Here is a 23,211-nt window from a genome sequence, read left to right on the forward strand (position 1 = left end):
ATCCGGCCGGCCCTATTGCAGGGCCGGTGCGGCCTCGGTGGTGGCGGCGGGAGCCGCAGGAGCCGCAGGAGCCGCGGGGGCGGCAGATTCGGTCGTGGCCGGGGCGGCGGGCGCTGCCGTCTCGGCTGCCGGAGCGTCGTCACTGACGATCTGGTCGATGGCATTGGCGGCGTTATCGGCCGTCGCGGCAGGAGCCGGCGCGGTGACGACGCCTTCCGACAGCAGCTGGGCGAGGTAATAGCCCATGCGGTTGCGGGCGCTGCTCTGGGACATCGGATCGTTGATGACGGCTTCAAAGCTGGTCTGAGCGGCGGCGAAATCGCCGGCCTTATACTGGGCTAGGCCAAGGATTTCGCGGGCGGCATTGCGCAGCGGATTGCCTTCGGTGGCGATGGTTTCGATGCGCGACTGCACATCGGCCAGCGTGCCATTATCGATCAGCAGATTGCCCGCGAGGACCAAAGCCAGTTCGCGCAGGCGGATATTGTCCAGCGAATTTGCCAGCGCGTCATAGGCGGCGACGGCCTCGGCGGTGTTGCCTGCCTTGGCGAGCACGCCAGCCTTGCGGAATTGGGCCAGGGTCGGATAGCGGCCCGAACCATCGGCGATGACCTTGTCGAGCGCGGCCTGCGCGGCCGGCAGGTCGTTGCCGTCGATCAGGTCGAACGCCGCATAGAGCTCGTCGGAAGACTGGGCGGCATTGTTGGCGTGATACCAGGACCAGCCTTCATTGACGGCAACCAGGGCAACCACGGCAATCGCAGCACCGATGACATAGGGTGCGAAGCGGCGCCAAAAGGCGCGCATACGGTCGGAGCGGAGCTCCTCGTCGACTTCGCGGAAAATATTGTCCTGGGACATGGATGGCCTAGCGTCACGAATGAATTGGGCGCACGTTTAGCACGGTGTCGGGGGAATGCAAATGCGCGCTTGGCTTGGGCGTTACCGGCCCAGCCGCCATTCCCCAAGGCATTCGGGCCTGGCCTCGCCGAGTGTGGTGCGAACGAGAAAGAACTGCCGGACGCGCCAGCGGAATGGCCGAGACAAAGGCTGTTCGGGAACCGAGCCGGTATCGTACCACAAAGTCACATGCGGCAGGATGTTTGAGGGACCGCCTTCGAGGCCACGCCGAAGCATCTCACGCCGCAAATTCTCATGAAGCGCCTGGATTTCGCGCTGCCCCGTCGAGCAGCTGAGTACGGTCGGAAATTGCCGCCCTTTACGGCCTTTGCCTCCTCCATCCAGGGTCATGAGCCGATCGAATGTGACGTCAAATGCCGGCCGTCGGATGGCTTCGCCAACTTCAAGAGCTGCATCGAGGTCGTCCGCTGGGATCTCGTCACCCTCGCCTATACCATGAAGCGACGCGTGGATCCGCGCCGCCCGAACGGGGCGCCGGACGCCGTAGCGGCGCGACATGCGCAAGGCGAAGTATTCCATATCCTGGGCAATCACTGGTGGCGGCAGAAGAGTGAAATACCAGCGATGCGTTGGGAACGACCGCCCTGTCCCCACCAGTTTCGGCGCGCCACCGCCAAACAGATCAAGCTGCATATCCATTTTGACCGGCCATATTGTTCTCTATTTGTTCTTTAATAGGACAGCAGACAACGAGGGTCAACGGTGTGGTCCATCACAAATATGGAGTGCTGGGGATAGGCGGCTAGGCCGCCTATCGGATCATTCCCACTCGATCGTGCCGGGGGGCTTGCTGGTGACGTCGTAGACGACACGGTTGATGCCGCGGACTTCGTTGATGATGCGGGTGGCGGTCCTGCCGAGGAAGTTCATGTCGAACTGGTAGAAATCGGCGGTCATGCCATCGACCGAAGTCACGGCGCGCAGGGCGCAGACGAATTCGTAGGTGCGGCCATCGCCCATGACGCCCACGGTCTGCACCGGGAGCAGCACGGCGAAGGCCTGCCAGATCTTGTCATATTGGCCGGACTTGCGGATTTCATCGAGATAGATGGCGTCGGCCTGGCGCAGGATATCGAGCTTTTCGGGCGTGATGCCGCCGGGGCAGCGAATGGCAAGGCCCGGGCCGGGGAATGGGTGGCGGCCGATAAAGCTTTCGGGCAGGCCCAGTTCGCGGCCGAGGACGCGCACTTCATCCTTGAACAATTCGCGCAGCGGCTCGACGAGCTGCATATTCATGCGCTCGGGCAGGCCGCCCACATTGTGGTGGCTCTTGATGGTGACCGAGGGGCCGCCGGTGAAGGAGACGCTCTCGATCACGTCAGGGTAAAGGGTGCCCTGGGCGAGAAAATTGGCGCCGCCGAGCTTTTTGGCTTCGGCTTCGAAGGTTTCGATGAACAAGCGGCCGATGATCTTGCGTTTGGTTTCGGGGTCAATCTGGCCGTCGAGTTCGCGCAGGAATACCTCGGAGGCATCCACATGGACCAGCGGGATATTGTACTGATCGCGGAACATGGTGACGACCTGTTCGCTCTCGTTCAGGCGCATCAGGCCGTGATCGACATAGATGCAGGTGAGCTGGTCGCCAATGGCTTCGTGGATCAGCACGGCGGCCACCGAGGAATCGACGCCACCGGAGAGGCCGCAGATGACGCGGCCGGTGCCGACCTGATCGCGGATCTTTTCGATCATCTTGCTGCGATAGGCCGACATGGTCCAGTTGGAGGACACGCCGCAGATATTGTGGACGAAATTGGCGTAGAGCTTGGCGCCGTCGGGGGTGTGCACCACTTCAGGATGGAACTGCACCGCCCAGATGCGACGGGCCTCATTGGCGATCATGGCGAAGGGAGCGTTGGCCGAGGTGCCGACGACTTCAAAACCTTCGGGGAGCGCGACGACGCGGTCGCCGTGGCTCATCCAGACCTGGTGTTCGGTGCCCAGGTCCCAAACGCCGTCATAGAGCGCGGATGGCTTTTGCACCTTGACCTCGGCGCGGCCGAATTCGCGGTGATGGCCGGCTTCGACCTTGCCGCCCAGGGCCATGCAGAGTGCCTGCTGGCCGTAGCAGATGCCCAGGATCGGCACGCCGGCGTCGAGGATCGACTGATCGATGGTCGGGGCGTTTTCATCCAGCGTGGAGGCCGGGCCACCCGATAGTACAACACCCTTGGGCTTGAGCGCGGCCATGGCGGCGCTGGCGCTCTGAAACGGGTGGATTTCGCAATAAACCCCTGTCTCGCGAATGCGGCGCGCGATCAGCTGGGTGACCTGCGAACCGAAGTCCACGATAAGGATTGCGTCGGGGGCGGCAGTGTCTGGGGTTTTCATGGCGAGGCCATATCGCCACGCCAGAGATTCCGCAAGGGTGCAAGTTTGCAGGACTGGTTTGCGGGCATAGTCATAATCGCAACGAATTGATCGGGCAGGCGTTGGGCAGGACCCACGGAGGACGAGTCTTTTGACGCAACAGCGATTGCTTGGCGCCGATTTTCTGCGCGCCGCCGCTTGCCTGATGGTGCTGTTGCATCACCTGGCATTCCGCATGGATGGCAATAATGTGCCGGGGCCCTTCCAGGGCGTGGTGGATTTTGCCGTGATGGGCAGCTTCGGCGTGGCGGTGTTTTTCGTGCTGAGCGGGTTCCTCCTGGCGCGGCCATTCTGGCAGGCGCTGGACGCGGGGGAGCCGATGCCCTCGCTGGGGATCTATGCCCTACGGCGGGCGGCGCGCATTTTGCCGGGGTTCTGGCTGGCGCTGATTGTGAGCTTCGTGCTGGGCCTGACGATCTATGGCTATGATCTGGGGCGCGAGGAGATCGTGCGGTTTGTCGCCGGGTTCTTCCTTGTCAGCGACTGGCATTGGGTGACGCTGTTTCCGGTCAACAATAACGGGCCGCTGTGGTCGATCGGGTTCGAGGTGACTTCGTATCTGTTGTTGCCGTTTTTCCTGGCTGTGCTGTTTGCGGTGGGCATCAGGGGTTGGCCGGCGCGGTTTGCCTGGGTCGGGGTCATCGGCGTGGTGCTGGTGCTGCACTGGATGGTGATGCAATGGGCACCGATCGATGAGGTGGAGCGCGGCTGGAGATATGGGCTGGTTGGCGGCGCCAAGGCGTGGATGCCGCGGTTCAATCCTATCGGGTTCTTCGCCATTTTCGCGCTGGGGGCGCTGGCGGCCGGGGTGCAGGTGAAGCTGGCCGGGATGCGCTCGTATCTGTTCGATGTGGTCGGGCTGGCCAGCATTGTGGCGGCGGGCTGGGTGATGGTGGCCCATATTGGCGGGCTGAATGAGGGTTTTGGCTGGCTCGACGTGCCCTATGGGTTCCCCTGGATGCCGCTGGCTGTTGCCGTGGGGCTGGTGGCACTGCCCTCATCCGTTTTGGCGGGGCGGGTGCTGGATAATCCAGTGGCCCGCTACATCGCCGAAGTGTCGTTCGGCGTTTATATCTGGCATTTCCTGGTAATCGGGCTGCTGGAACGGCTAGTGCCGCCGGCATTCGAGACCAGCGGCGAGCATGGTTGGACCATCTGGCTGGCGTCGAGCGGCGCGGCAATCGTCATCAGCTTTGCGGTGGCCACACTCAGTTTCCGGCTGCTGGAGCAACCTGTAGTGCGCTGGGCGCGTGGACTGGAGCGGCGTCCCGTGCCGATCCAGAAACGCGAATTGGCGGAGACGCCGTCCTGATGTTTTGAATCAGGAGGCGCGGCGCAAGGCGTTGAAATAGAATCCATCTGTGCCGGTGAGGCGCGGGGTGAGTGCGATGCCGGATTGGGCGGTTTCCACATCGGGATGGATTGCGGCGCCGAAGGCGGCTTGCCACAGCTCGGCCGGCGGCAGCGAGGTGAAGTCCGGGTGGTTTTTGAGGAAGGCGACGATCTGGTCGTCATTCTCTTCGGGCAGGATCGAGCAGGTAATGTAGACCAGTGTGCCGCCGGGCTTGAGGTAGCGGGCGCCCTCGACCAGGATTGCGGCCTGTTCGGCGGTGCGTTGCGCCAGCAGCTCAGGGCTCAGCTTCCATTTGGTATCGGGACGGCGGCGCCAGGTGCCCGTGCCGGTACAGGGGGCGTCGATGACGACGCGGTCCATTTTGCCAGCGAGATCATCAAGCGCACCGGGATGGGGCGCGCGGACCTGCACATTGCGGGCGCCATTGCGCTTGAGGCGATCATAGATCGGCGCGAGGCGGTTGCGGTCGCTGTCATAGGCGAAAATCTGGCCCTTATTGCCCATGGCGGCAGCCAGAGCGAGGGTCTTGCCCCCTGCCCCCGCGCATAGATCGAGCACCTGCTCGCCGGGCTGGGCATTGCCGAGGGCCGCCACGATCTGGCTGCCCTGGTCCTGCACTTCGAACCAGCCTTTGAGATAGCCTTCGTCGGTGGTGACATTGGGCGTGCGCGCATCGCGAGCGCCAGCGGGCATGGTGACGCCCACGGGCGAAATGGAGGTGAGGCGCGGATGGAAGCGGTCGAGGGATTTGACGACACGGTCGCGGCTGGCCTTGAGAATATTGGTGCGCAGATCGAGCGAGGGCCGGCCGGCCATGTCCTGGCCCTCGGCAATCCAATTGTCGCCAAAGGCGCGCTCGATGGAGGGCGCGATCCATTCGGGCACATCGGCAAGGATATGGGGGGCGGTATCGTCGGGGAGTTGGCCGACGACGCGGGCGAGTTCGTCCGCGGTGAGCGGCTCGGGGGCGTGGCTATCGGCGGCAAAGCTGTCGCTGAGGGCGGCCGGATCTTCATTCCAGTCGCGGATGGCGACGGCGAGAACCAGCGCACGCGGGCTGTCGCTGCCCATCAGGGCGGCGTGGGAGGCGCGGCGGCGCAAGGCGTCGTAGACCAGATTGCCGATGGCGGCGCGGTCGCCGGCCCCGGCAAAGCGGTTATTGAGACCCCAGGCCTTGAGCGCTTCGGAGACGGGGCGCTTGCGCGTCTCCACGTCGGTCAGCACATCAATAGCAGCGGAAAGACGGCCTGGCAGGCGCATGAAGAGACCTCTGAGAATTCTACTCTGGTGGGCATCTGGAGCGCATTTCCTGCGCTTCCGGTGCTCACGTACTTTAGTACGTTCCGCTCCGGTTCTCGAAAACCCACTCCATCTATCCCACCAGAGCGAATTCTCAAGCGGTCTCTAGATACCCGGGCTTAGGACAACTAGGCGAAGGACCAGCCATAGCCATAGCGCGCATAGAACTGCAAGGCCGGCGGTGTAGGTGGCGAAGCGGTGTTCGAGGCGATTGGTGGTGATGTGGATGGCGGCGTGGGCATAGCGCAGGGCGACAAAAGCCCATGCGAGAAGCAGTTCGAGCCAACTCACCGTGCCCGCCCAGAGCGTGAGGAGCACGGCGACATAGAACAGCACCGGGAGCTGGAACTGGTTATCGAAACAGTTCGACAGCAGGCGCGCCTTGAGCGGATAGGCCGTGCGCTCGACGGCGATGTCCTTGATATCGACCTCGCCCGACATGACGCGGGGGATACGTTCGCGGCCCATCAGGATGAGCACAATGATGGTGAGCAGCACCTGGGCGGCCAGGGCGAGGATCAGGAGCTTGGTGGTGAGTGGCATGTTGAAGTTCCGATTCAGAGTCCGCGTCCCACAGTAACGACTTGTAGCGGACTAAGTTTTCGGCGGCATGCAGAAATGCCGCCCGGCCGGTGTGGCGTCGCGGTTATACGGTAACGGGCGGCCATTGGACCTTCCGATACTAATAGAGTGGGCCAATGGCCGCCCGTCACGATCCGCTTTTTATGCAGGGTCCGGTTCAGGCGGTACCATTCTTGCAGGTCCGGCTGCCGAGTTTCCAACCCCACTGGACAGGCGCCCCCATCCCACGGTCTCCCCACCCGACCCTGCGTCGGGACCGCGTAACTGGCGGGGATGGACGGAGTATGCAGGAGGGAATTGGGGCGGGGATAAGATGGATAGATGGGGGCAAGGGGATGGCCGCAGCTGCGGTGGGGAGGAGAGATAGTGCCCTCAAGTGTCAATCAGTCACGGTGTCATCCCGGCGCAGGCCGGAATCCATGCTGAAGGCTTATCCCGGCGCTGGATGGGTGCGGATCGCCACGGACATGGATTCCGGCCTGCGCCGGAATGACACCGTGGGTGGTACGAGTTCAAGATGACACCCAGCGGTCCGCTGCACCATCTCGGGATCGGCCCCGGCCTGCGCCGGGGTGACATCGTGGGTGGGTGGATTCCGGAGTGAACACCGCTCCCCCAAAGAAGGGCCCTATCGCCCGCTGCGGTTCCGATGATCCGCGAACTCTGCGGCTCTTGCTGCGTTGATCGTGACACCCATGGGAGCGGATCAATGCAGCAACAAATCGCTATCATCACGCTCGGCATTGCCGATCTTGCGCGCTCGAGGCGCTTTTATGTGGACGGCTTCGGCTGGAAGCCGGCCTTCGAGAATGACGAGATCATCTTCTACCAGATGAACGGCTTCGTGCTCGGCACGTTCAGCAAGGCGGCGCTGGAAAAGGATATGAACCGTACTGGTCTGCTTTCCCCCGGCGCTTTTTCCCTGGCGCACAATGTGCGGAGCCAAGAAGAAGTCGACGACGTCATGCAAAGCCTGCTCGCGGCGGGCGGAACCTTGCTTAGGGCTGCTGACGCGCCGCCACATGGCGGGTTTCGCGGCTATGTGGCAGATCCGGACGATCATGCCTGGGAAGTGGCGTGGAACCCGGACTGGACCATTGACGAGCAGGGCATGGTGACGATCGGCGCTTAGTGGCCACCTCCCGACGCGGGAGGTGGCCAAGGGCAATGTTACCGACTGCTGCGATAGTTCGGTGCCTCACGCGTGATGGTCACGTCGTGGACGTGGCTCTCGCTGAGGGCGGCACCGGAGATTTTGACGAAGACGGAGTTGTCGCGGAACTCCTGCAGATTGTGGGCGCCGGTATAACCCATGGAGGCGCGGAGGCCACCCGCGAGCTGGTGCAGCACGGCCCCGGCAGCGCCCTTATAGGGCACCTGGCCTTCAATGCCTTCGGGGACCAGTTTCATCTGGTCGCGCACATCCTGCTGGAAATAGCGGTCGGCCGAGCCGGAGCCCATGGCGCCGACAGAGCCCATGCCGCGATAGGATTTGTAGGAGCGGCCCTGGTAGAGATAGACCTCGCCGGGGCTCTCGTCGGTGCCGGCCAGCAGCGAGCCGATCATGACGCAAGAAGCGCCGCCGGCCAATGCCTTAGCCATGTCACCGGAGAATTTGATTCCGCCGTCGGCGATGACCGGAATGCCCTGTTTGGCGCCTTCTTCGGCGCAGGCCATGACGGCGGCCAGCTGGGGCACACCGACGCCCGCGACGATGCGAGTGGTGCAGATCGAGCCGGGGCCGATGCCGACCTTGACCGAGTCGGCGCCCGCGTCGATCAACGCCTTGACGGCCTCGGCAGTGGCGACATTGCCCGCAACGATGCGGGTGGAATTGCTCTCGCGCTTGACGCGCTCGACGGCTTCGGCAACGCGGACGGAATGGCCATGGGCGGTGTCGATGACGAGCAGGTCAACGCCAGCATCGATGAGCTGGAGCGAGCGCTCAAAGCCCTGGTCGCCCACGGTGGAGGCGGCCGCGACGCGCAGGCGCCCTTGGGCATCCTTGACGGCGTTGGGGTTGAGCTGGGCCTTTTCGATGTCCTTGACGGTGATCAGGCCCGTGCAGCGGCCATCGGCATCGATCACCAGCAGTTTTTCGATGCGGTGCTTGTGCAGCAGCACCTTGGCTTCGTCCTTGGAGACGCCATCGCGGACGGTGACGAGGTTTTCATGCGTCATCAGCTCGGCAATGCGCTGGGCCGGATTGGAGGCAAAGCGCACGTCGCGATTGGTGAGAATGCCCACCAGCTTGCCAATGGCGCGACCACCCTTGCCGCCGTTTTCAACCACTGGAATGCCCGAAATACGGTTGGACTGCATCAGCGAGAGGGCATCGGCGAGGGTCGCATCGGGGCCGATGGTGATGGGATTGACCACCATGCCGGATTCGAAGCTCTTGACCTGGCGGACCTGCTCGGCCTGCTGCTCGGCGGTGAGGTTCTTGTGAATGACGCCCAGGCCCCCGGCCTGGGCCATGGCGATGGCCATGGCGCTTTCGGTGACCGTATCCATGGCAGAGGAAATGATCGGCAGATTGAGCGCTATGTCCTTGGTGACATAGGTCGAAATATCGGTCTCGGTGGGTAGAACATCCGAGCGCGCCGGCTGCAGCAGCACGTCGTCAAAGGTCAGCGCAGCATCGCCGGTGATGGTGGTAATAATCTTCGCCAAGGCCAGACCTTTCCGGACTTCTGTGGAGCACAGAGATGAAGGAGTGTGAACCGGGCGAGAAACAGGCGCCGGGTTCAGGTTGGCGAGGGTCAATAGCACCGGGCGCCGGACTTGCATAGGGGGTGCGCGTGTCCACCAGCGCATGGCTCGAATGCCATCGGTGGGCCAATCCACTCTCAGTGCGACAAAAATGCGCGGCTGGGCTTTGCAGGGGGCGCCGAGGCGTTCATAGTCGGGGCGGCTGGTTCACAGCCATACAAGATTCCCCCGGTGCAATGTCTCCGATCCGCGTTACCCCGCTCATTCTGGCGGTCGCCCTGTTCATGGAACAGATGGACTCGACCGTCATCGCCACATCGCTGCCCGCGATTGCCGCCGATATCGGGACCGAACCGATTTCGCTCAAGCTGGCGCTGACCTCCTATTTCGTGGCGCTCGCCATCTTCATTCCGATCAGCGGGTGGATGGCCGACCGATTCGGCGCCAAGAACATTTTCCGGCTGGCCATTTTCGTGTTCATGCTGGGCTCGCTCGCCTGTTCGTTCTCCTATTCGCTCGAGACCTTCGTGATCTCGCGGTTTTTCCAGGGCATTGGCTCATCAATGATGACGCCGGTGGGGCGCCTGCTGCTGGTGCGCTCGACGCCGCGCAACGAGCTGGTCAATGCCATGGCCTGGCTCACGGTGCCGGCGCTGCTGGGGCCGGTGACGGGGCCGCTGATCGGGGGATTTTTGACCACCTATCTCAGCTGGCACTGGATTTTCTGGGTCAATATTCCGATCGGCATTGCCGGGATCATCCTGGCCGGGATTTTCCTCAAAGTGCCCGATGGGCGCATTCCGCGACCGATCGATTTCGTAGGGTTCATCCTGGCAAGCTTTGCCTTTGCCGGCACGGTCTTCGGCCTGTCGGTGGTGAGCCTGCCGGCCCTGCCGCTGATCTACGGCTATCTGACACTGGCCGTGGGCGTGACCTCGGGCATTCTCTATCTGCTGCATGCCAGGCGCACCGAAATCCCGCTGCTCGACCCGGCTTTGCTGCGGCACAAGCTGTTCCGCAGTTCGATCACTGCCGGGTCGATGTTCCGCATTGGCGTCGGGGCCGTGCCGTTCCTGCTGCCGCTGATGCTGCAGCTGGGCTTTGGGCTCAATCCGTTTCAATCGGGCGCCATTACCTTCGTTTCGGCCATCGGGGCCATTGCCAGCAAGTTCATTGCCGAGCGGGTCTATCGGCGCTTCGGCTTTCCCCGCGCCTTGGGCTGGGCGTCGTTGCTGGGCGGCCTGCTGATTGCGGCGCAGGGGCTGTTCACGCCCGATACCTGGGTGCCGGTGATGATGGGCGTATTGCTGCTGGGCGGCGTGTTGCGCTCGGTATTTTTCACCGGCAGCAACGCCCTGGGTTATGCCGATGTCAGCGATGACGAGGCTAGCCAGGCAACCGCCATCGTGGCCGTGGCCCAGCAACTCAGCGTTGCCTTTGGCGTGGCGGTGGCGGGCGGACTGCTGGAATTGAGCACGCGGCTGCATGGCAATACGCTGTCCCTCGTGGATTTTCAGCTCGCTTTTGTCGTGGTGGGCGTGCTCAGCGCGCTTGCCAGCATTGTTTATTTCAGGCTGCCGGCGGATGCGGGCAGCAATGTTTCAGGCCATGGGGCTATTGCCGCCAGCAAGGAGTAGCCGGGGGTTTGCTCCGGTGTTCAGCAATTGTCGCGCATCACACCGCTTATTCTCGCCACCGCCCTGTTCATGGAAAACATGGACTCAACGGTCATCGCCACATCGCTGGCGGCCATCGCGGCCGATATCGGCACCGATCCGATTTCACTCAAGCTGGCGCTGACGGCCTATTTGGTGGCGCTGGCCATTTTCATCCCGATTTCGAGCTGGATGGCCGACCGGTTCGGTGCGCGCAATGTGTTCCGCGTCGCCATGCTGGTGTTCGTTCTGGGCTCGATTTCCTGTGCTTTTGCCAATTCGCTGAGCGCATTCGTGGGCGCGCGCTTCCTGCAGGGCATGGGCGGCGCACTGATGACGCCGGTGGCGCGACTGGTGCTGGTGCGCTCGACGCCGCGGCACGATCTGGTCAATGCCATGGCCTGGCTGACCATTCCCGGGCTGGTTGGGCCCATCGTGGGGCCGCCATTCGGCGGGTTTTTGACCACCTATCTCAGCTGGCACTGGATCTTCCTGATCAATGTCCCCATCGGGATATTGGGCATTGCCCTGGTCAGCCGTTTCCTGCCCGAAACCATGCGCAATGCGCCGCGCCAGATCGACTTCAAGGGCTTTGCCCTGGCCGGCCCCGCTTTTGCGCTGTTTGCCTTCGGCACGTCGGTGATCAGCCTGCCTGCCCTGCCGCCGCTCGTCGGCGTGCTGGCGACGGCTTTGGGCATCGGGCTGGGCTATCTCTATGCCCGCCACGCATTGTCGACCGATAATCCGCTCTTCGACCTGCGCCTGCTGCGGTTCCCATTCTTCCGCAGCGCGGTGGTGGCGGGCACCTTCTTCCGGCTGGGGCAAGGTGCGACGCCCTTCCTCTTCCCGCTGATGCTGCAGCTCAGCTTTGGCTATACCCCGTTCGAATCCGGCATGATCACCTTTGCCAGCGCCATTGGCGCCATCGTCGCCAAATTCATGGCGAACGGCATTTTCATCCGCTTCGGCTTCCGCACCTCGCTGGTGGTCTCCACCGGCATTGCGGCGCTGGGCCTATTGGCGATGGGGCTCTACACGCCGGAAACCGCCGTGCCGCTGATTATCGGCATTCTGGTGTTTGTCGGGTTCTGGCAATCGATCTTCTGGACGGGCAGCAATGCCTTCGTCTTCGCCGATATCGAGGACAAGGATGCCGGCCAGGCCAATGTGATCAGCCAGGTCTCGACCCAGCTGTCCATTGCCCTTGGCGTGGCGCTGGGCGGGGGCATGCTGGAAATGAGCAATGCCATGCGCGGCGGCGAACTGGTATTAGCCGATTTCCATCTGGCCTTCTTCGTGCTGGCGGCGATCTGCCTGATCTCGACGATTATGTTCGCCCGGCTGCCGGCCAATGCGGGGTATCAGCTCACCAAGATGCCGCATACACACTAGAGGGGAGCAGGCTACCCTCGCCCGTCGCGGCCTAGCGGTCGTATTCCTCTTCGCCGGGCACGGTGTCGTTGCTGCCCTTGAAGCCCCTGGCGATCAGATAGGCCTCGGCCGAATCCGAGCGGCTGGACGGCGGCTTGGCGTGCATGGTGGTTTTGAAGTGGCGCTTGAGCATGTGCAGCAGTTCATGCTCGGTGCCGCCCTGGAACACTTTGGCGATGAACACGCCATTGGGCGCCAGCACGTCGAGCGCGAAAGCCGCCGCGATCTCGATCAGATGGATGATGCGAATATGGTCGGTGCCGCGATGGCCGGTGGTCGGCCAGGCCATGTCGGACATGACCACATCGGCCTTGTGGCCGCCCATGGCCTCGATCAGCATGGCCGGCGCATCTTCCTCGGTGAAATCCTTCTTGAGCAGGATGACGCCGGGAATCGGGTCCATTTCGAGATAATCGATGCCCACGACCAGTGGCTTGGCATCAGTGGAGCCGGTGGCCTTGGCCGCCACCTGCGACCAGCCGCCGGGCGCCGCGCCCAGATCGACGATATGCATGCCCTTGCGGAAGAACTTATATTTTTCGTCCATCTCCTTGATCTTGAAGGCAGCGCGCGAGCGATAGCCCTCGGCGCGAGCGCGCGCCACATAGGGATCGTTGAGCTGGCGTTGCAGCCATTTCGTGGACGAAACGGTGCGCCCCTTGCCCGACTTCACCCGGATCTTGAGGTCCTTGTCGGACTTGCGGCCACCCGTGCCGAGAGCTTTATCAACCATTGCTTGTCCTTCGCGACGGGTAGCGGGATGCGCGATTGCGCGTACGATCGGCGTCCATCAGCGAGATCAGAATGCCCTCGCGCAGGCCGCGATCGGCGACACGCACACGTTCAGTGGGCCATTCGCGGCGGATCGCCTCGAAAATTGCACAGCCGGGCAGCACCAGATCAGCGCGGTCCTTGCCGATGCAGGGATGGGCAACGCGGCGCTCGAACGGCATGCCGAGCAGCACTTTCATGGTCTCGTCGACCTCGCCGCGCTTCATCCACAATCCATCGACCTTTTGCCGCTCGTAGCGCTCAAGGCCCAGATGCAGCCCCGCCAGCGTCGTCACCGTGCCGGACGTGCCGATCAGATGCACCGGATGGGTGCCGATCATGTGGCGCAGCTTTTCGCGGCCGCGGAACTGGCGCAAATGCTCGGAGACATGGCTAACCATGGCCTCGAAAACTTGCGGCGTCACATCGATGCCGCCGAACTTTTCGGCAATGGAGACCACGCCGACCGGCAGCGATTGCCAGGAGCGAATCGAAGCCGACATGCGGCCCTGCGATTTGGGACGGCCACCACGGAAATCGAGCCAGGCGAGTTCGGACGAACCGCCGCCAATGTCGAACATCAAGGCGCCCTGTGCCGTGCCCTCGATCAGGTCGGCGCAACCGGTAACAGCCAATTCGGCCTCGGTGCGGCGATCGACGATCTCGAGGTCCAGCCCCAGCTCCTGCTTGACGCGGTCCAGGAATGCCGGGCCATTTTCGGCGGCGCGGCAGGCTTCGGTGGCGATCAGGCGCATGCGGGCGGGCTGATGCTCGCGCAGCTTGTTGCGGCACTGGCGCAGCGCTTCCATGGTGCGCTCCATGGCCGCATCCGAAAGGCGCCCGGTGACCGAAACGCCTTCGCCCAGCCGCACGATGCGGGTAAAGCCATCGAGCACGCGAAAGCCATGATCATGCGGGCGAGCAATCAGCAGGCGGCAATTATTGGTGCCCAGATCGAGCGCGGCATAAATCGGGCCGCGGTGTTTGCGGGACGGATTGGGGGCGGGCTTTGTCCGCTGGTCCGCTCCGGGCCCTGGAGGCGCCGCCTCCCCTGCCCTTCCCATCTGCGCAAGGCCAGATGGGGCTCGGACTGCCACCTCTTCGTCCAGCGACGAAACCGCGGCAACGGACCGATCAGAATCGGTCACTATGGTCTCCTAGCGTGCGCGGTCGCGGGAATCGGACTGGCCGGTCGCGCCCGACGCACTGTCATTGCGTGTCGAAAAAGACGGTAGAGCAAGGGGGGCGGAAGCGCAATCCAAACGATAGCAGGGCAAAGGCGCATCACAGGCGCTTGCAATCTTTGCCACCATTGTCTATGCAGACCCCGCGCCGACGAGATGGTTCGCCCACCGCCCGCGCTTACCGGCCTTCCGGCTTATGCTGGGGAATAGTTCAACGGTAGAACAGCGGACTCTGACTCCGTCAATCTTGGTTCGAATCCAGGTTCCCCAGCCAAAAACTTTTCGAGCAAAATCAATAACTTACAGACACTCCGCCTGACTTGGAAGCGTTGTTCGTGTGCCGACTGTGTGCCGGGCATTTCCGGGGATTTCCAGGGGGTTCCCTGCACGCCCGGCGAATCCACGTCACATGATGTGGCACATGGCAGATGCGAAAAGCCCCGGCCTTTCGACCGGGGCTCATATTGGACTTCACGGGATTGCGGTTCTATGCGGCGACGGTGTCCAGGTAGGCGAGCGCCGCCACTACCATCCGATCAGCGATAACGGAGCCGTTGTAGGGAGAGTTTTGCTCTACGGCCAAGCGAAGGGCCTCAACTGCCCCTTGGTGGGTCTGGGCGGGCTTGGTCCACTCCACCAAGATGGCTTCGTGCGGGCCGTATGTCTGCTCGACCTGGGCGTCTATCTCCGCCGTTGTATCAGGCGATGTCATTGCTTCGAACGCCGCTGAGCTATCGCGGAATTTCCGGATGGCCACAAGGATGGGATCATTCACGTTGGAGCTCGACATGCCCTCTGACAATTTCCCTGGCTGTGCGGGTGGATTTCCGGGCGAGCCAGAGCTACATTCAGACATCATCGCCTTTTGTCCTTTTGCAGGGGAATGGGTTTTGGTCTTGGCTCGGCGGGATTGCACTCCCGGCCGGGCCTTTTGCTTTTGCGCCACGCCAATCGCGAGGTCTTCGGGCGTGAACTTGGAGTAGTCAGGAAGGCAACTAATCAGAGTGTTCATATCGCCTATATTTACAGAACCGGCCCACCCAGAGTCTCGCCAAGACGGGGCTTTTGAACAGATGTGAAGAGAAATTCGCCCCTACGTTCACAATTTGTTCCCTTCCTGTCCTACAAATATTGGCTTTCTCCTGATATTCCAATGTGTTACCGAGGGCGGCCGCGCACTCCTTCGGAGGCGGTTTTTTGGGCAACAGGTATGAAAATGTTGGGTTTGATGCGGCCAGTTTCGATAGGCGCGCTGGTCGCCGGGATGCTCTTTTCCTTCCCTGCATGGGGTCAGACACCCCTCGCAATGTGCGGCAACCGCCCCAACACTCCAAACAAGCATTGCGTGGTCGACGGGGACACGCTTTGGCTGCAAGGCGAAAATATCCGACTGAAGAACTTCGACACTCCGGAACCGCAAACTCAGGTGTGCGGTGGCCAAGCTGAAATTGAGCTGGCCCACCGAGCGAGCGCAAGGCTTCTGGAACTTCTCAACGCCAATCAATGGACCCTAGAACGCTTTGGCACTGATGGGACTAGCAGCCGCCGCCGGCTCGCGACTATCAGGATCAACGGCGTAGACGTGGGCGATATTCTTATTGCTGAAGGCTTGGCCAGAAGTTGGCCTAACGGCGATGAATGGTGGTGCAGCTGAACGGTTAGTCATCCCACTCAGCATAGAGCTCGCCCCCGAGCGCCTGAACAAACTTGACTGCCGAAACGCGAGAGAATGTCCGGTCCTCACCGGGTTTAAGTGGCCAGCAACCAAGCTCTCGCGCAAGCGCTCTCATGCTAACCGGTCGCTGCCTAAACTCTTCTAAGATATCTTGAACAAGTTGCACCCTGGCGTGCGGCAGGGGCTCCGCCGGTTTGCGAGGTAGCCCCATTTTCCTTCGTTGAACGGCGACTGAATCAGAAGACCCGCCGATCATGCGGGCGGCCTCCGTGTCGGAGATATGCCCAGCGACCCTGCTTAGTAGCTCCTGCCTTTCTTTTGTCCAACGCCTAGTCTGTCTGCTGATGCCAAGGAGGCTGGCCCGGCGCTTGATGGCTTCTCTGCTTCGGCCCTGCAAAAGCTTCTGGAGCTTTGCGATGTCCGGGTAGTACTTTCGCAGCCATCGGTCAGCCTCTGCCGACCAGTACCAAACCCGCGTGGCTGATAGTTCAAGCAACTTCGCCTGCGGGGCGAAAGCTACTTCCTCGCTGGTGCTGGCCCCCTTGCCGGTCAATTGAACGCAGCTCTCACGACCCCGCCCAATGCCCTCACAGCAAGGCAGTGAATGGCCTCGTTTAGCCTCACTTTCCACCTTTGTCCGCCAAAGTAGTTTTTGCTCCGGACCATGGCGTCCAAGTCTTTCAGCGTGTAACCCAACTGCCTCGCACGGACCAATATCTGATCAAGCATGCGGTTTCCTGTGGGCACGGGTGGTTTCTTCGCTCGGTATATTTTGCGCGCGTTTGCGGCCCTTGCGACCGCTAAGTACGAACGGCCGGGGAACGCCGCTAAAATTTCGTCGCGGGTGCCGTTGGGATAGACCTTCCGAAGTCGCAAAACTTCATTTGTGTCCCATGTTTTGCTTCGGGGCCCCGCCACACCCATCCGGCTCGCTTTCGACCGCGACGCCGGCGTTGTTCGTCTGGAATGTAGAGCAACAAATGCGGGATAAGATGGCCGAGTTTCGACTAGGTCGCCCACCTCTACAAAGTTCCAAAAAGGGTGCCCGTTCGGCGTAACGCCGCGCAGCTCCATTAACCGGCGCCCACGCTCAGCGCTGGCGGCACCTCTCGCCGCCCATGAGAGTATCATTTTGCCCTCCTGTCCCAACGATCGAACACCCGGAGACGGATTGCGGCAATGCCATTGGCGCGCTTATGCTCGCGATTCACAGGTGACTGACAATGGGTCACGTCATTCTGAGAATTGCGCATTTATGGAGATGATCGTTATCCAATGCAAACCAGGCATACGGAAATTTAATTTGCGTTTAACACCTCGGGCCATTACATGCCGCTTGCAACTAAAATTTAGTTGCGCGAACTTTCCTGCGGCCGTAGCGTTGGAGTACTAGGCCCGTGGGAAAGACGGAGAGATTACTTGCAGCGTTCAAGGAGTGTCGTGGCCCATTCCCATATGCTGACCTCGTTCGCATCCTCAACGGACTGGGATATTCCGAGACCTCCACAAGTGGAGGTAGCAAACGAAAGTTTGTGCACCCCGTCACTCAACACATCTTTCGGTTCCACGAGCCGCACCCAGGGAATGAAATACTTCCTTACCTGGTGAAACAAATCCGAGACCAGCTTTCGGACAGAGGATTGATATGAAAACGGTATCGTACAAGGGGTTTCAGGCAGCCGTGGAGTACGAAGACGGCGTTCTGTTTGTGCGCGTACTCCACATTGAGGATTTGCTCGTCACTCAGTGCAAAAGCGTGGATGAAATCGCACCGGCGCTCGAAGAACTAATCGAAGACTACCTTCAGGACTGCAAAGCCCTTGGGAAGGTGCCAACGAAATCGTTCAGTGGATCGTTCAATGTGCGGGTCGGCGAAGATCTGCACCGGCGGGCGGCAGTTGCTGCGGCTGAGCGCGGCTGCAATCTCAACACCTGTCTTATCGAGGCAGTGACGGAAAAGTTGGAATGCGACCATCTAGGCTCGCGTTTTGATACTGTATTCAGGGATGCCAGACAGGACATGGAACTTCTGCGCCTAGCATCCGGGACCACTACAATGGTCCGCACTGAAACCACTTTGAGGCATCGGCGACCACTGCCAAGGACGCAAAATGCGGCTGATGTCATTAAGTTGGCAGCGTCTCGCGGTTCTGTCTGGGCACACCTAGATGGCTAGGGCGGCACGGCGGCCCCAGCCGGAATTCTACACCACCGAAATTCGAGGCATAATGCTGTCTCGGTTCGAGTGTATCCAGTTTCCGCCCGAAGAAACTGAAAAGAAAAAGCTGTCCTTCTACCTTGCGGTCAGCCGAGCGGAAGAGGGGCACGAGGCCGGAGTGTATTTCTCGCAAGTGCTTTGCAAGTGCCAGCGCATGGGAGATCCGGATTTGTCCGAAAGCTACTACGTCGCAATGTACAACGTGCTTTATAACGCGTCCGGATCAGATCTGGACGAGGTTACGGAGCGCACTAAAACCACAGTCGCCGCGTCGGCCTGGTTTCATTTCGTCAGTCTCTTTAGCGTGGCCAACGCACAAATGAAAACTCGTATGCCTGACCTGCCTACGGCGCCAAGGGATGTAGATGTGAAAACCATTGATGAGTTGGTCAGTGCCTTCGACTTCCTAGAAGCAGATGAAGTGGCGGAAGGCTAGAGCTCTTTTCAAGATTGTCGGTTCGGCCCGCCCTAACGGGCGGGCTTTTCTTTGTGCTGGTTCTTTGCCTATGGTGCTCGCCTGATTGGCAGGCGCTTTGAACCTCAATGTGCAACCTCTATTCCGTCACCACCAATGTAGAGGCCATTCGGGGCTATGTGCGGGCGCTGCGAATAGAGCTATCGACCGTGGGCAACTTCGCACCCCAGACCTCCATCTTTCCCGACTACCTGGCGCCAATCGTGCGCAACTTCTTCGATGAGCGCGAGCTGACACGTATCCGCTGGGGCCTGCCATCATCCTCGCGCGCCATATTCGAGGCGGCGAAGCGCCGCGCCGAAAAGGTGCAGAAGAAAATGGGCCGTCAGCTGACGCCGGAAGAGTTCAAGGATCTGTTGGAAAACGAGCCGGACAGCGGGGTGACCAACGTCCGCAACACCGATAGCCAGCACTGGCAGCGCTGGCTCAGTCCACAGTTCCGCTGTGTAGTGCCCTTCACCTCATTCAGCGAGTTCAATCGGGAGGCCGGCGGCGATATCTGGTTCGCCTTCGATGACTCAAGACCGTTGGCCTTCTTCGCCGGCATTTGGGCGCCGCAATGGACCAGCGTGCGCAAGATCAAGGAAGGCCGGGTCACCACCGATCTATTCGCCTTCCTGACCACCGAGCCGAACGCAGAGGTTGCCGCCATCCACCCCAAGGCTATGCCGGTGATCCTGACGACTCCGGAAGAGGTGGAAATATGGATGACGGCGCCGTGGTCGGAAGCCAAAAAGCTGCAACGGCCATTGCCTGTTGGCTCGCTGCGCATCATCTCTCGCGGCTTCAAGGAAGACCCGCCACCTGACAATGATGACTTGGCGCCGGAACTGCCGGCTGAACCTGACCTGTTCTAGCTCTCGATCACGTTGAACCGCTGCCGCCCCAGGGCGGCGCGGCCAGGGCGCAGTTGCAGCACGGGCGCTGACAGCGGATTGCTTGTTGCGGGCGCTGGCGGCCCTTCGGGGACGTGCCAATTAATATCGACGTGACTGGTGCCGCAATAGGGGCACTTCGCTCGATGGGGCAGCCTCTCCAGCGGAAAATCATCACCCAGCGCAGCGATGAGGCTAAGCACGTCGAGCTCGACCACCTCCGGGCACGAGTCCACTGATTTCAGTCCAGCGAAACGGCGGCGGCAGCTAAGGAATGCCCGCCAGCTACCAAGCCTGGCGTGCATTAGTTTCGCCCAGAACCAGACCGGCACTTCCACCACCTGCACAGAGCACTTGGCCGCGCCATAGGTAGCGGCCAGGGCGCAGCCTTTGGCGGCGGCAATATGCCGGGCGCATTCGTCCAAGGTCACCGGGCCGAAGCGCCTGAGCATGGCATAGCGGTCCACCGTCGCGTTGCGCCGACAGCGTCGGCACTCCACGCCGAACTCATTGGCTCGATAGGTCTCGAGCGTCATGGTGCGCGGCTCGAAACTGGCCGGGTTGGGCGTGTTCATTGCATTATGGTCAGCGTGCCGCGATCAAGGTTTTGCGCGATCCGGTAAGGTGCAGATAGCCGGAACTTACCGCCTTCCTCGCTATATTCGGCAAAGCGGAAGCCGGCCGCCATCAGATCGGCCGCTTCCTCCTTAGTCAGTTCAAGATTGTTGGGGTCGCGCTTGCCCAGCATGGTCATATAGGTCCGCATCGGAAACTCCCCGTTGCCATATGTTCTCTATATGTTCTAATTTGCAGGAACAGCAGGAGTCCAGAGGGGAGCCGATCACATGTGGAAACAGCAGCAGTCCACCGGGCAAGCGCCGGTCACCAAACCCACCAAGCTGGTGGTGCTCATGGCCTTCATCCGGGACGAAGAAGGCGAGCTGCGGCCGGCCTTTGAGCCCCGCGAGGTGCAATCCGAAGATAAGGCCAAGATGGATGCCAGGCGCATGGCGGCGCTGGGCACTTATGCCGGCGTCATCACCTGGTCGCGGTCGGCCGACCTGGTCAACGGCGAGTTTGGCGAGCCCGTGGTGCTGTTCCAGCATGGCGATGTGCCGGAGATGGAATAGCGGACTTCTGCGGCGTATGCTGGGGCTAGGTCCGCTGGGTCACCTGGGGACTTAGGGAGGGCCACGAGCCCCCAAAACTCTGCCCTCCCGATCTTTGCGCTTGCCCGTCAACCCCCTTAAAACGGGGGAGTGACGGTCCGGTGGCCTCTGAGCTATGACCGTGATTGAGGGCCTGGCCAACGCCATTGTTAAGTCCAGGCGGCAACGTGGGCTCGGGGGTAAAGTGTGGCGTCACCCCGACCTCCCTCACTGACCCTCCGACTGGCTCAAATCGCCAACTTGGCGACTTGCTTCCGTGCGGTCCCGGACTAACTTACGTTATTTCGGCCCCTCCCCCCACCTGTCAGGCGTTCTATCGAACAAGCTAGTCCGCGCTGGGTGGGGGATCAGTTTGCCAGATAACGTCGACGAGAAATTGCGAGCGGTACGGCAAGCTGCGGACGAAGCCTTGCTGAAAGCAGCGTCCACCCGAGAAGATGCGCGCAATCACGCCGCTATGCTCCATGACAGACGCATCGAGATACGTCGGGAAATTGCCAGCGTCCGCCAGTCCCTGCGGACCGCGCATGATCTGCTAAGAAAAATATGAGCGAGCTGTTATCTCGGCGGCCCGGCGCTGCGCTCCACGATCTCACGAATGACTCGGATATCGGTACCCAGGCTGTTGACGGTGTTCTTCAGCTCTTCCACCGACTTTGCCAGATTGGCCGAGCCCTGCTCCTGCACTGTCATGCGGTACTCGATGTTTTCGAGCTTCCGTGCTGCCGCCTCAAGAGCCGTTAGGCGCTGATCGGTACGGGCCTCCTGCCCGGTAAGAACGGCCATCCGATCCCGGTGCAGTTCCTCGTGATTGGCGATCCAGCTGTCGTATTTCTGGTTGGTCTGCCCATTGGTGTAAAACCAGCCACCGACCGTCGCCACGAACAGGACGAGGGCAATCACAGTCGTGATGTTGAGCTCGTTTTTCCAGACTGGCCTTTGGATGTGCATTTCGTCACCTGTTTCTGTCGTCAATGCAGTCGAGCCCCCGGGTAGAAAAGAAGCGGGCGGACTAGCCGCCCGCCATTATCAACGCTGCGTCAGCCGCTCCCAGAGCGTGCGCGGCCGGGGCGCGAGCTTGGCGACGGCTTCTGCTTCGGCAGCGCCGGTTCGGGTCAATGGGATTTGCTCTTTGTCGGCTGTGACAACCTGCGGCTTCACCGTCGACATGTAGGACCAGACGTAGCCCCACAGGCTGAAGGCAATCGGGACCAAAGCCCCAAGGGTGATGCCTTCCCAATTGCGACCCAGCACCAGCAGGATGGCGTCCTGCGTGACTGGCGGCAGGCCATTCCATGCGGTGAGGGCAGCGCCGATCAGGCCGCCAATTTCCAGCGCGCGACGGGCAAACCAGCCCAGGATGACATTCGTGAACATGCTCAAAACCTCACAAAAAAGGCCACCAGTGCGGCGGCCAGGATGACGAAACCGATGATAATTGCCCAAGGCGGGCCTGCCTTTTCGGCTGCCTCTTTCGGTGGGACCGGTGTGGGCTTGGGAATAGGAACGCCGCCGGCCTGCTTCCGCCAGGCGTCGATGGCAATCGCGGCCCATTGCTTGCGGCTGGGATAGTGCTTCACGCCCGCACGCAGGAATGCCCTTTCGAAGGCTTCCACCTTGGCATCGAGACCTGCGGCTCTGGTGAGCTTGCCGATAGCGGCTTTCTCGCTGCCCTCGATGCCCTTGAGCTCGACGAACAGGTACGAGTAGTTAGCGTCGTCGCTGGCGGGGTTCTTGCTGGTGCGTTTGCAATAGGCCTCATAGGCGCGACGACGCGGACCGGTCCACTGAGCCCAGCCATAGCCGCCACGAGAGCCTGCCACTGTTGGCTTGATTTCCTGCAATGTGGTCAGCCCGGCGCTCTCATGGCCGAGATTGCCCAGGATCGCCGCGGCGTCTTCTGGGGTGATGGGGAAATCGCGAATGAGTTGCGCCATGACGCCAGGCGCTTTCGCACGGAACGTCGATTCCGCGTTGGGTTTGGCCATGCTGGCTCTCCTATGATGTAGGGTTGGAATATTCCGGAAGGATCGGAATTTAGGGAGTCTTCTCAACCCGGCCCAAAATTGAGGAACCGATGGAAAAGACTGTTGTGCGGATCAATGGTTGGGAGGTTCGCCAACGCGACGACGGAAGCTATGGGGTCTATGACGAACACGGTTTCATGGATGGGCCGTTCGGCTGGAAGGATGATGCAGTTGCCGCCGCCAACAAGCTCCCGACCGTTGCCGTCAAGCCGCCGGCGCCGAGCCTTACGGCGCTCTCAACTGCCCAGCGTTAATCCTCGCAACTGAACTGCTGCAGCGGCATTGTCTGCCGGGGCCGAGCGCCCTTTGGGAGGGTGGTTGAACCGCCGCACTTCGGTCGCCCTCCCAATCTGCACCACCCTTCGTGGCAAATTGAACGAAATGTCCGTAACGGCGTTGTTGGTCGCGGGTTTGTGCACCTGCAACGCCTAACGTCTGGGCTGACCCTGGCAGAACGAGTCCCTACTGCCAGGGTCGCTTTATCTGGAGCGAGGAA

Annotated in this window: 25 protein-coding genes and 1 tRNA gene; 12 read left to right on the forward strand and 14 right to left on the reverse strand. The window is 61.4% G+C overall.

The window, feature by feature from the left end:
• Positions 1 to 12 precede the first annotated feature (12 nt).
• The 3 genes from N8A98_RS22135 to guaA all read right to left on the reverse strand — a co-directional run bounded on the left by N8A98_RS22135 (position 13) and on the right by guaA (position 3,249).
• On the reverse strand, positions 13 to 861 hold the full coding sequence (locus tag N8A98_RS22135) for a tetratricopeptide repeat protein (RefSeq protein WP_262168546.1): 849 nt from the start codon (positions 859 to 861) through the stop codon (positions 13 to 15).
• A gap of 81 nt (positions 862 to 942) precedes the next feature.
• Positions 943 to 1,560: a 2'-5' RNA ligase family protein gene (locus N8A98_RS22140; RefSeq protein ID WP_262168547.1), complete on the reverse strand. Its 618-nt coding sequence runs from the start codon at positions 1,558 to 1,560 to the stop codon at positions 943 to 945.
• A gap of 120 nt (positions 1,561 to 1,680) precedes the next feature.
• Positions 1,681 to 3,249, reverse strand: a complete 1,569-nt coding sequence (guaA, locus tag N8A98_RS22145) for a glutamine-hydrolyzing GMP synthase (protein ID WP_262168549.1) — start codon at positions 3,247 to 3,249, stop codon at positions 1,681 to 1,683.
• Between the two features lie 184 nt (positions 3,250 to 3,433).
• Between guaA and N8A98_RS22150 the strand changes: the two genes are divergently transcribed.
• A complete protein-coding gene (locus tag N8A98_RS22150; protein ID WP_262172110.1) occupies positions 3,434 to 4,600 on the forward strand; it encodes an acyltransferase family protein in 1,167 nt (388 codons plus the stop codon).
• 9 nt (positions 4,601 to 4,609) lie between these two features.
• On the opposite strand, the gene N8A98_RS22155 is transcribed toward N8A98_RS22150, so the two are convergent.
• Entirely contained in the window at positions 4,610 to 5,902 is a 1,293-nt protein-coding gene (locus tag N8A98_RS22155) for an RsmB/NOP family class I SAM-dependent RNA methyltransferase (protein ID WP_262168550.1), read from the reverse strand.
• Positions 5,903 to 6,046: 144 nt separating this feature from the next.
• Positions 6,047 to 6,484 carry an MAPEG family protein gene (locus N8A98_RS22160; RefSeq protein ID WP_262168552.1) on the reverse strand — a complete coding sequence of 146 codons (438 nt, stop codon included), beginning with the start codon at positions 6,482 to 6,484 and terminating at the stop codon, positions 6,047 to 6,049.
• Between the two features lie 748 nt (positions 6,485 to 7,232).
• Here N8A98_RS22160 and N8A98_RS22165 point away from each other — a divergent pair.
• Entirely contained in the window at positions 7,233 to 7,655 is a 423-nt protein-coding gene (locus N8A98_RS22165; protein WP_262168553.1) for a VOC family protein, read from the forward strand.
• A 38-nt stretch (positions 7,656 to 7,693) separates the two neighbouring features.
• On the opposite strand, the gene guaB is transcribed toward N8A98_RS22165, so the two are convergent.
• Entirely contained in the window at positions 7,694 to 9,196 is a 1,503-nt protein-coding gene (gene guaB, locus N8A98_RS22170; RefSeq protein ID WP_262168555.1) for an IMP dehydrogenase, read from the reverse strand.
• 275 nt (positions 9,197 to 9,471) lie between these two features.
• On the opposite strand from guaB, the gene N8A98_RS22175 reads away from it, so the two are divergent.
• Positions 9,472 to 10,872: an MFS transporter gene (locus N8A98_RS22175; protein ID WP_262168557.1), complete on the forward strand. Its 1,401-nt coding sequence runs from the start codon at positions 9,472 to 9,474 to the stop codon at positions 10,870 to 10,872.
• A 27-nt stretch (positions 10,873 to 10,899) separates the two neighbouring features.
• On the forward strand, positions 10,900 to 12,282 hold the full coding sequence (locus N8A98_RS22180; protein ID WP_262168558.1) for an MFS transporter: 1,383 nt from the start codon (positions 10,900 to 10,902) through the stop codon (positions 12,280 to 12,282).
• 31 nt (positions 12,283 to 12,313) lie between these two features.
• Here the strand turns inward: N8A98_RS22180 and N8A98_RS22185 are convergent, their stop codons facing one another.
• Positions 12,314 to 13,054, reverse strand: a complete 741-nt coding sequence (locus tag N8A98_RS22185; protein WP_262168560.1) for an RlmE family RNA methyltransferase — start codon at positions 13,052 to 13,054, stop codon at positions 12,314 to 12,316.
• Positions 13,047 to 14,240, reverse strand: a complete 1,194-nt coding sequence (locus tag N8A98_RS22190; RefSeq protein ID WP_262168562.1) for a Ppx/GppA phosphatase family protein — start codon at positions 14,238 to 14,240, stop codon at positions 13,047 to 13,049. The genes N8A98_RS22185 and N8A98_RS22190 overlap by 8 nt, the downstream gene beginning before the upstream one ends.
• A 236-nt stretch (positions 14,241 to 14,476) precedes the next feature.
• On the opposite strand from N8A98_RS22190, the gene N8A98_RS22195 reads away from it, so the two are divergent.
• Positions 14,477 to 14,550: transfer RNA gene (locus N8A98_RS22195), tRNA-Gln, on the forward strand.
• A gap of 213 nt (positions 14,551 to 14,763) precedes the next feature.
• On the opposite strand, the gene N8A98_RS22200 is transcribed toward N8A98_RS22195, so the two are convergent.
• Complete coding sequence (locus tag N8A98_RS22200) at positions 14,764 to 15,288, reverse strand: hypothetical protein (protein WP_262168563.1); 525 nt, start codon at positions 15,286 to 15,288, stop codon at positions 14,764 to 14,766.
• Positions 15,289 to 15,486: 198 nt separating this feature from the next.
• Between N8A98_RS22200 and N8A98_RS22205 the strand changes: the two genes are divergently transcribed.
• The 5 genes from N8A98_RS22205 (at position 15,487) to N8A98_RS22220 (ending at position 19,501) form a co-directional block, all read left to right on the forward strand.
• Positions 15,487 to 15,930, forward strand: coding sequence for a thermonuclease family protein (locus tag N8A98_RS22205; RefSeq protein ID WP_262168565.1), 444 nt, complete (start codon positions 15,487 to 15,489; stop codon positions 15,928 to 15,930).
• A gap of 1,418 nt (positions 15,931 to 17,348) precedes the next feature.
• Positions 17,349 to 17,600, forward strand: coding sequence for a type II toxin-antitoxin system HicA family toxin (locus tag N8A98_RS23400; RefSeq protein ID WP_390888792.1), 252 nt, complete (start codon positions 17,349 to 17,351; stop codon positions 17,598 to 17,600).
• The gene (locus N8A98_RS22210) at positions 17,597 to 18,127 is read left to right on the forward strand and encodes a type II toxin-antitoxin system HicB family antitoxin (RefSeq protein ID WP_262168566.1); all 531 of its coding nucleotides are present in this window, start codon (positions 17,597 to 17,599) and stop codon (positions 18,125 to 18,127) included. Before N8A98_RS23400 ends, N8A98_RS22210 begins: the two co-directional genes overlap by 4 nt.
• 52 nt (positions 18,128 to 18,179) lie before the next feature.
• The gene (locus N8A98_RS22215; RefSeq protein WP_262168568.1) at positions 18,180 to 18,605 is read left to right on the forward strand and encodes a hypothetical protein; all 426 of its coding nucleotides are present in this window, start codon (positions 18,180 to 18,182) and stop codon (positions 18,603 to 18,605) included.
• Positions 18,606 to 18,712: 107 nt separating this feature from the next.
• A complete protein-coding gene (locus N8A98_RS22220; RefSeq protein ID WP_262168569.1) occupies positions 18,713 to 19,501 on the forward strand; it encodes an SOS response-associated peptidase in 789 nt (262 codons plus the stop codon).
• On the opposite strand, the gene N8A98_RS22225 is transcribed toward N8A98_RS22220, so the two are convergent.
• Positions 19,498 to 20,094 carry a hypothetical protein gene (locus N8A98_RS22225; protein WP_262168571.1) on the reverse strand — a complete coding sequence of 199 codons (597 nt, stop codon included), beginning with the start codon at positions 20,092 to 20,094 and terminating at the stop codon, positions 19,498 to 19,500. The genes N8A98_RS22220 and N8A98_RS22225 overlap by 4 nt on opposite strands.
• Positions 20,091 to 20,285, reverse strand: coding sequence for a hypothetical protein (locus N8A98_RS22230; RefSeq protein WP_262168573.1), 195 nt, complete (start codon positions 20,283 to 20,285; stop codon positions 20,091 to 20,093). The genes N8A98_RS22225 and N8A98_RS22230 overlap by 4 nt, the downstream gene beginning before the upstream one ends.
• A gap of 79 nt (positions 20,286 to 20,364) precedes the next feature.
• On the opposite strand from N8A98_RS22230, the gene N8A98_RS22235 reads away from it, so the two are divergent.
• Positions 20,365 to 20,649, forward strand: coding sequence for a hypothetical protein (locus tag N8A98_RS22235; RefSeq protein WP_262168574.1), 285 nt, complete (start codon positions 20,365 to 20,367; stop codon positions 20,647 to 20,649).
• 597 nt (positions 20,650 to 21,246) lie between these two features.
• On the opposite strand, the gene N8A98_RS22240 is transcribed toward N8A98_RS22235, so the two are convergent.
• From N8A98_RS22240 to N8A98_RS22250, 3 genes are read right to left on the reverse strand one after another with little or no spacing between them, the layout of a single operon-like run.
• Entirely contained in the window at positions 21,247 to 21,663 is a 417-nt protein-coding gene (locus N8A98_RS22240; protein ID WP_262168576.1) for a hypothetical protein, read from the reverse strand.
• A gap of 54 nt (positions 21,664 to 21,717) precedes the next feature.
• Positions 21,718 to 22,065 (reverse strand): hypothetical protein, encoded by a 348-nt coding sequence (locus tag N8A98_RS22245; protein ID WP_262168578.1) that lies wholly within the window; start codon positions 22,063 to 22,065, stop codon positions 21,718 to 21,720.
• Positions 22,066 to 22,067: 2 nt separating this feature from the next.
• A complete protein-coding gene (locus N8A98_RS22250) occupies positions 22,068 to 22,676 on the reverse strand; it encodes a phage tail tip lysozyme (RefSeq protein ID WP_262168580.1) in 609 nt (202 codons plus the stop codon).
• Positions 22,677 to 22,765: 89 nt separating this feature from the next.
• On the opposite strand from N8A98_RS22250, the gene N8A98_RS22255 reads away from it, so the two are divergent.
• The gene (locus tag N8A98_RS22255) at positions 22,766 to 22,969 is read left to right on the forward strand and encodes a hypothetical protein (RefSeq protein ID WP_262168582.1); all 204 of its coding nucleotides are present in this window, start codon (positions 22,766 to 22,768) and stop codon (positions 22,967 to 22,969) included.
• Positions 22,970 to 23,211 lie beyond the last annotated feature (242 nt).

Origin of the sequence: Devosia neptuniae, assembly GCF_025452235.1 — a bacterium.
GTDB lineage: Bacteria > Pseudomonadota > Alphaproteobacteria > Rhizobiales > Devosiaceae > Devosia.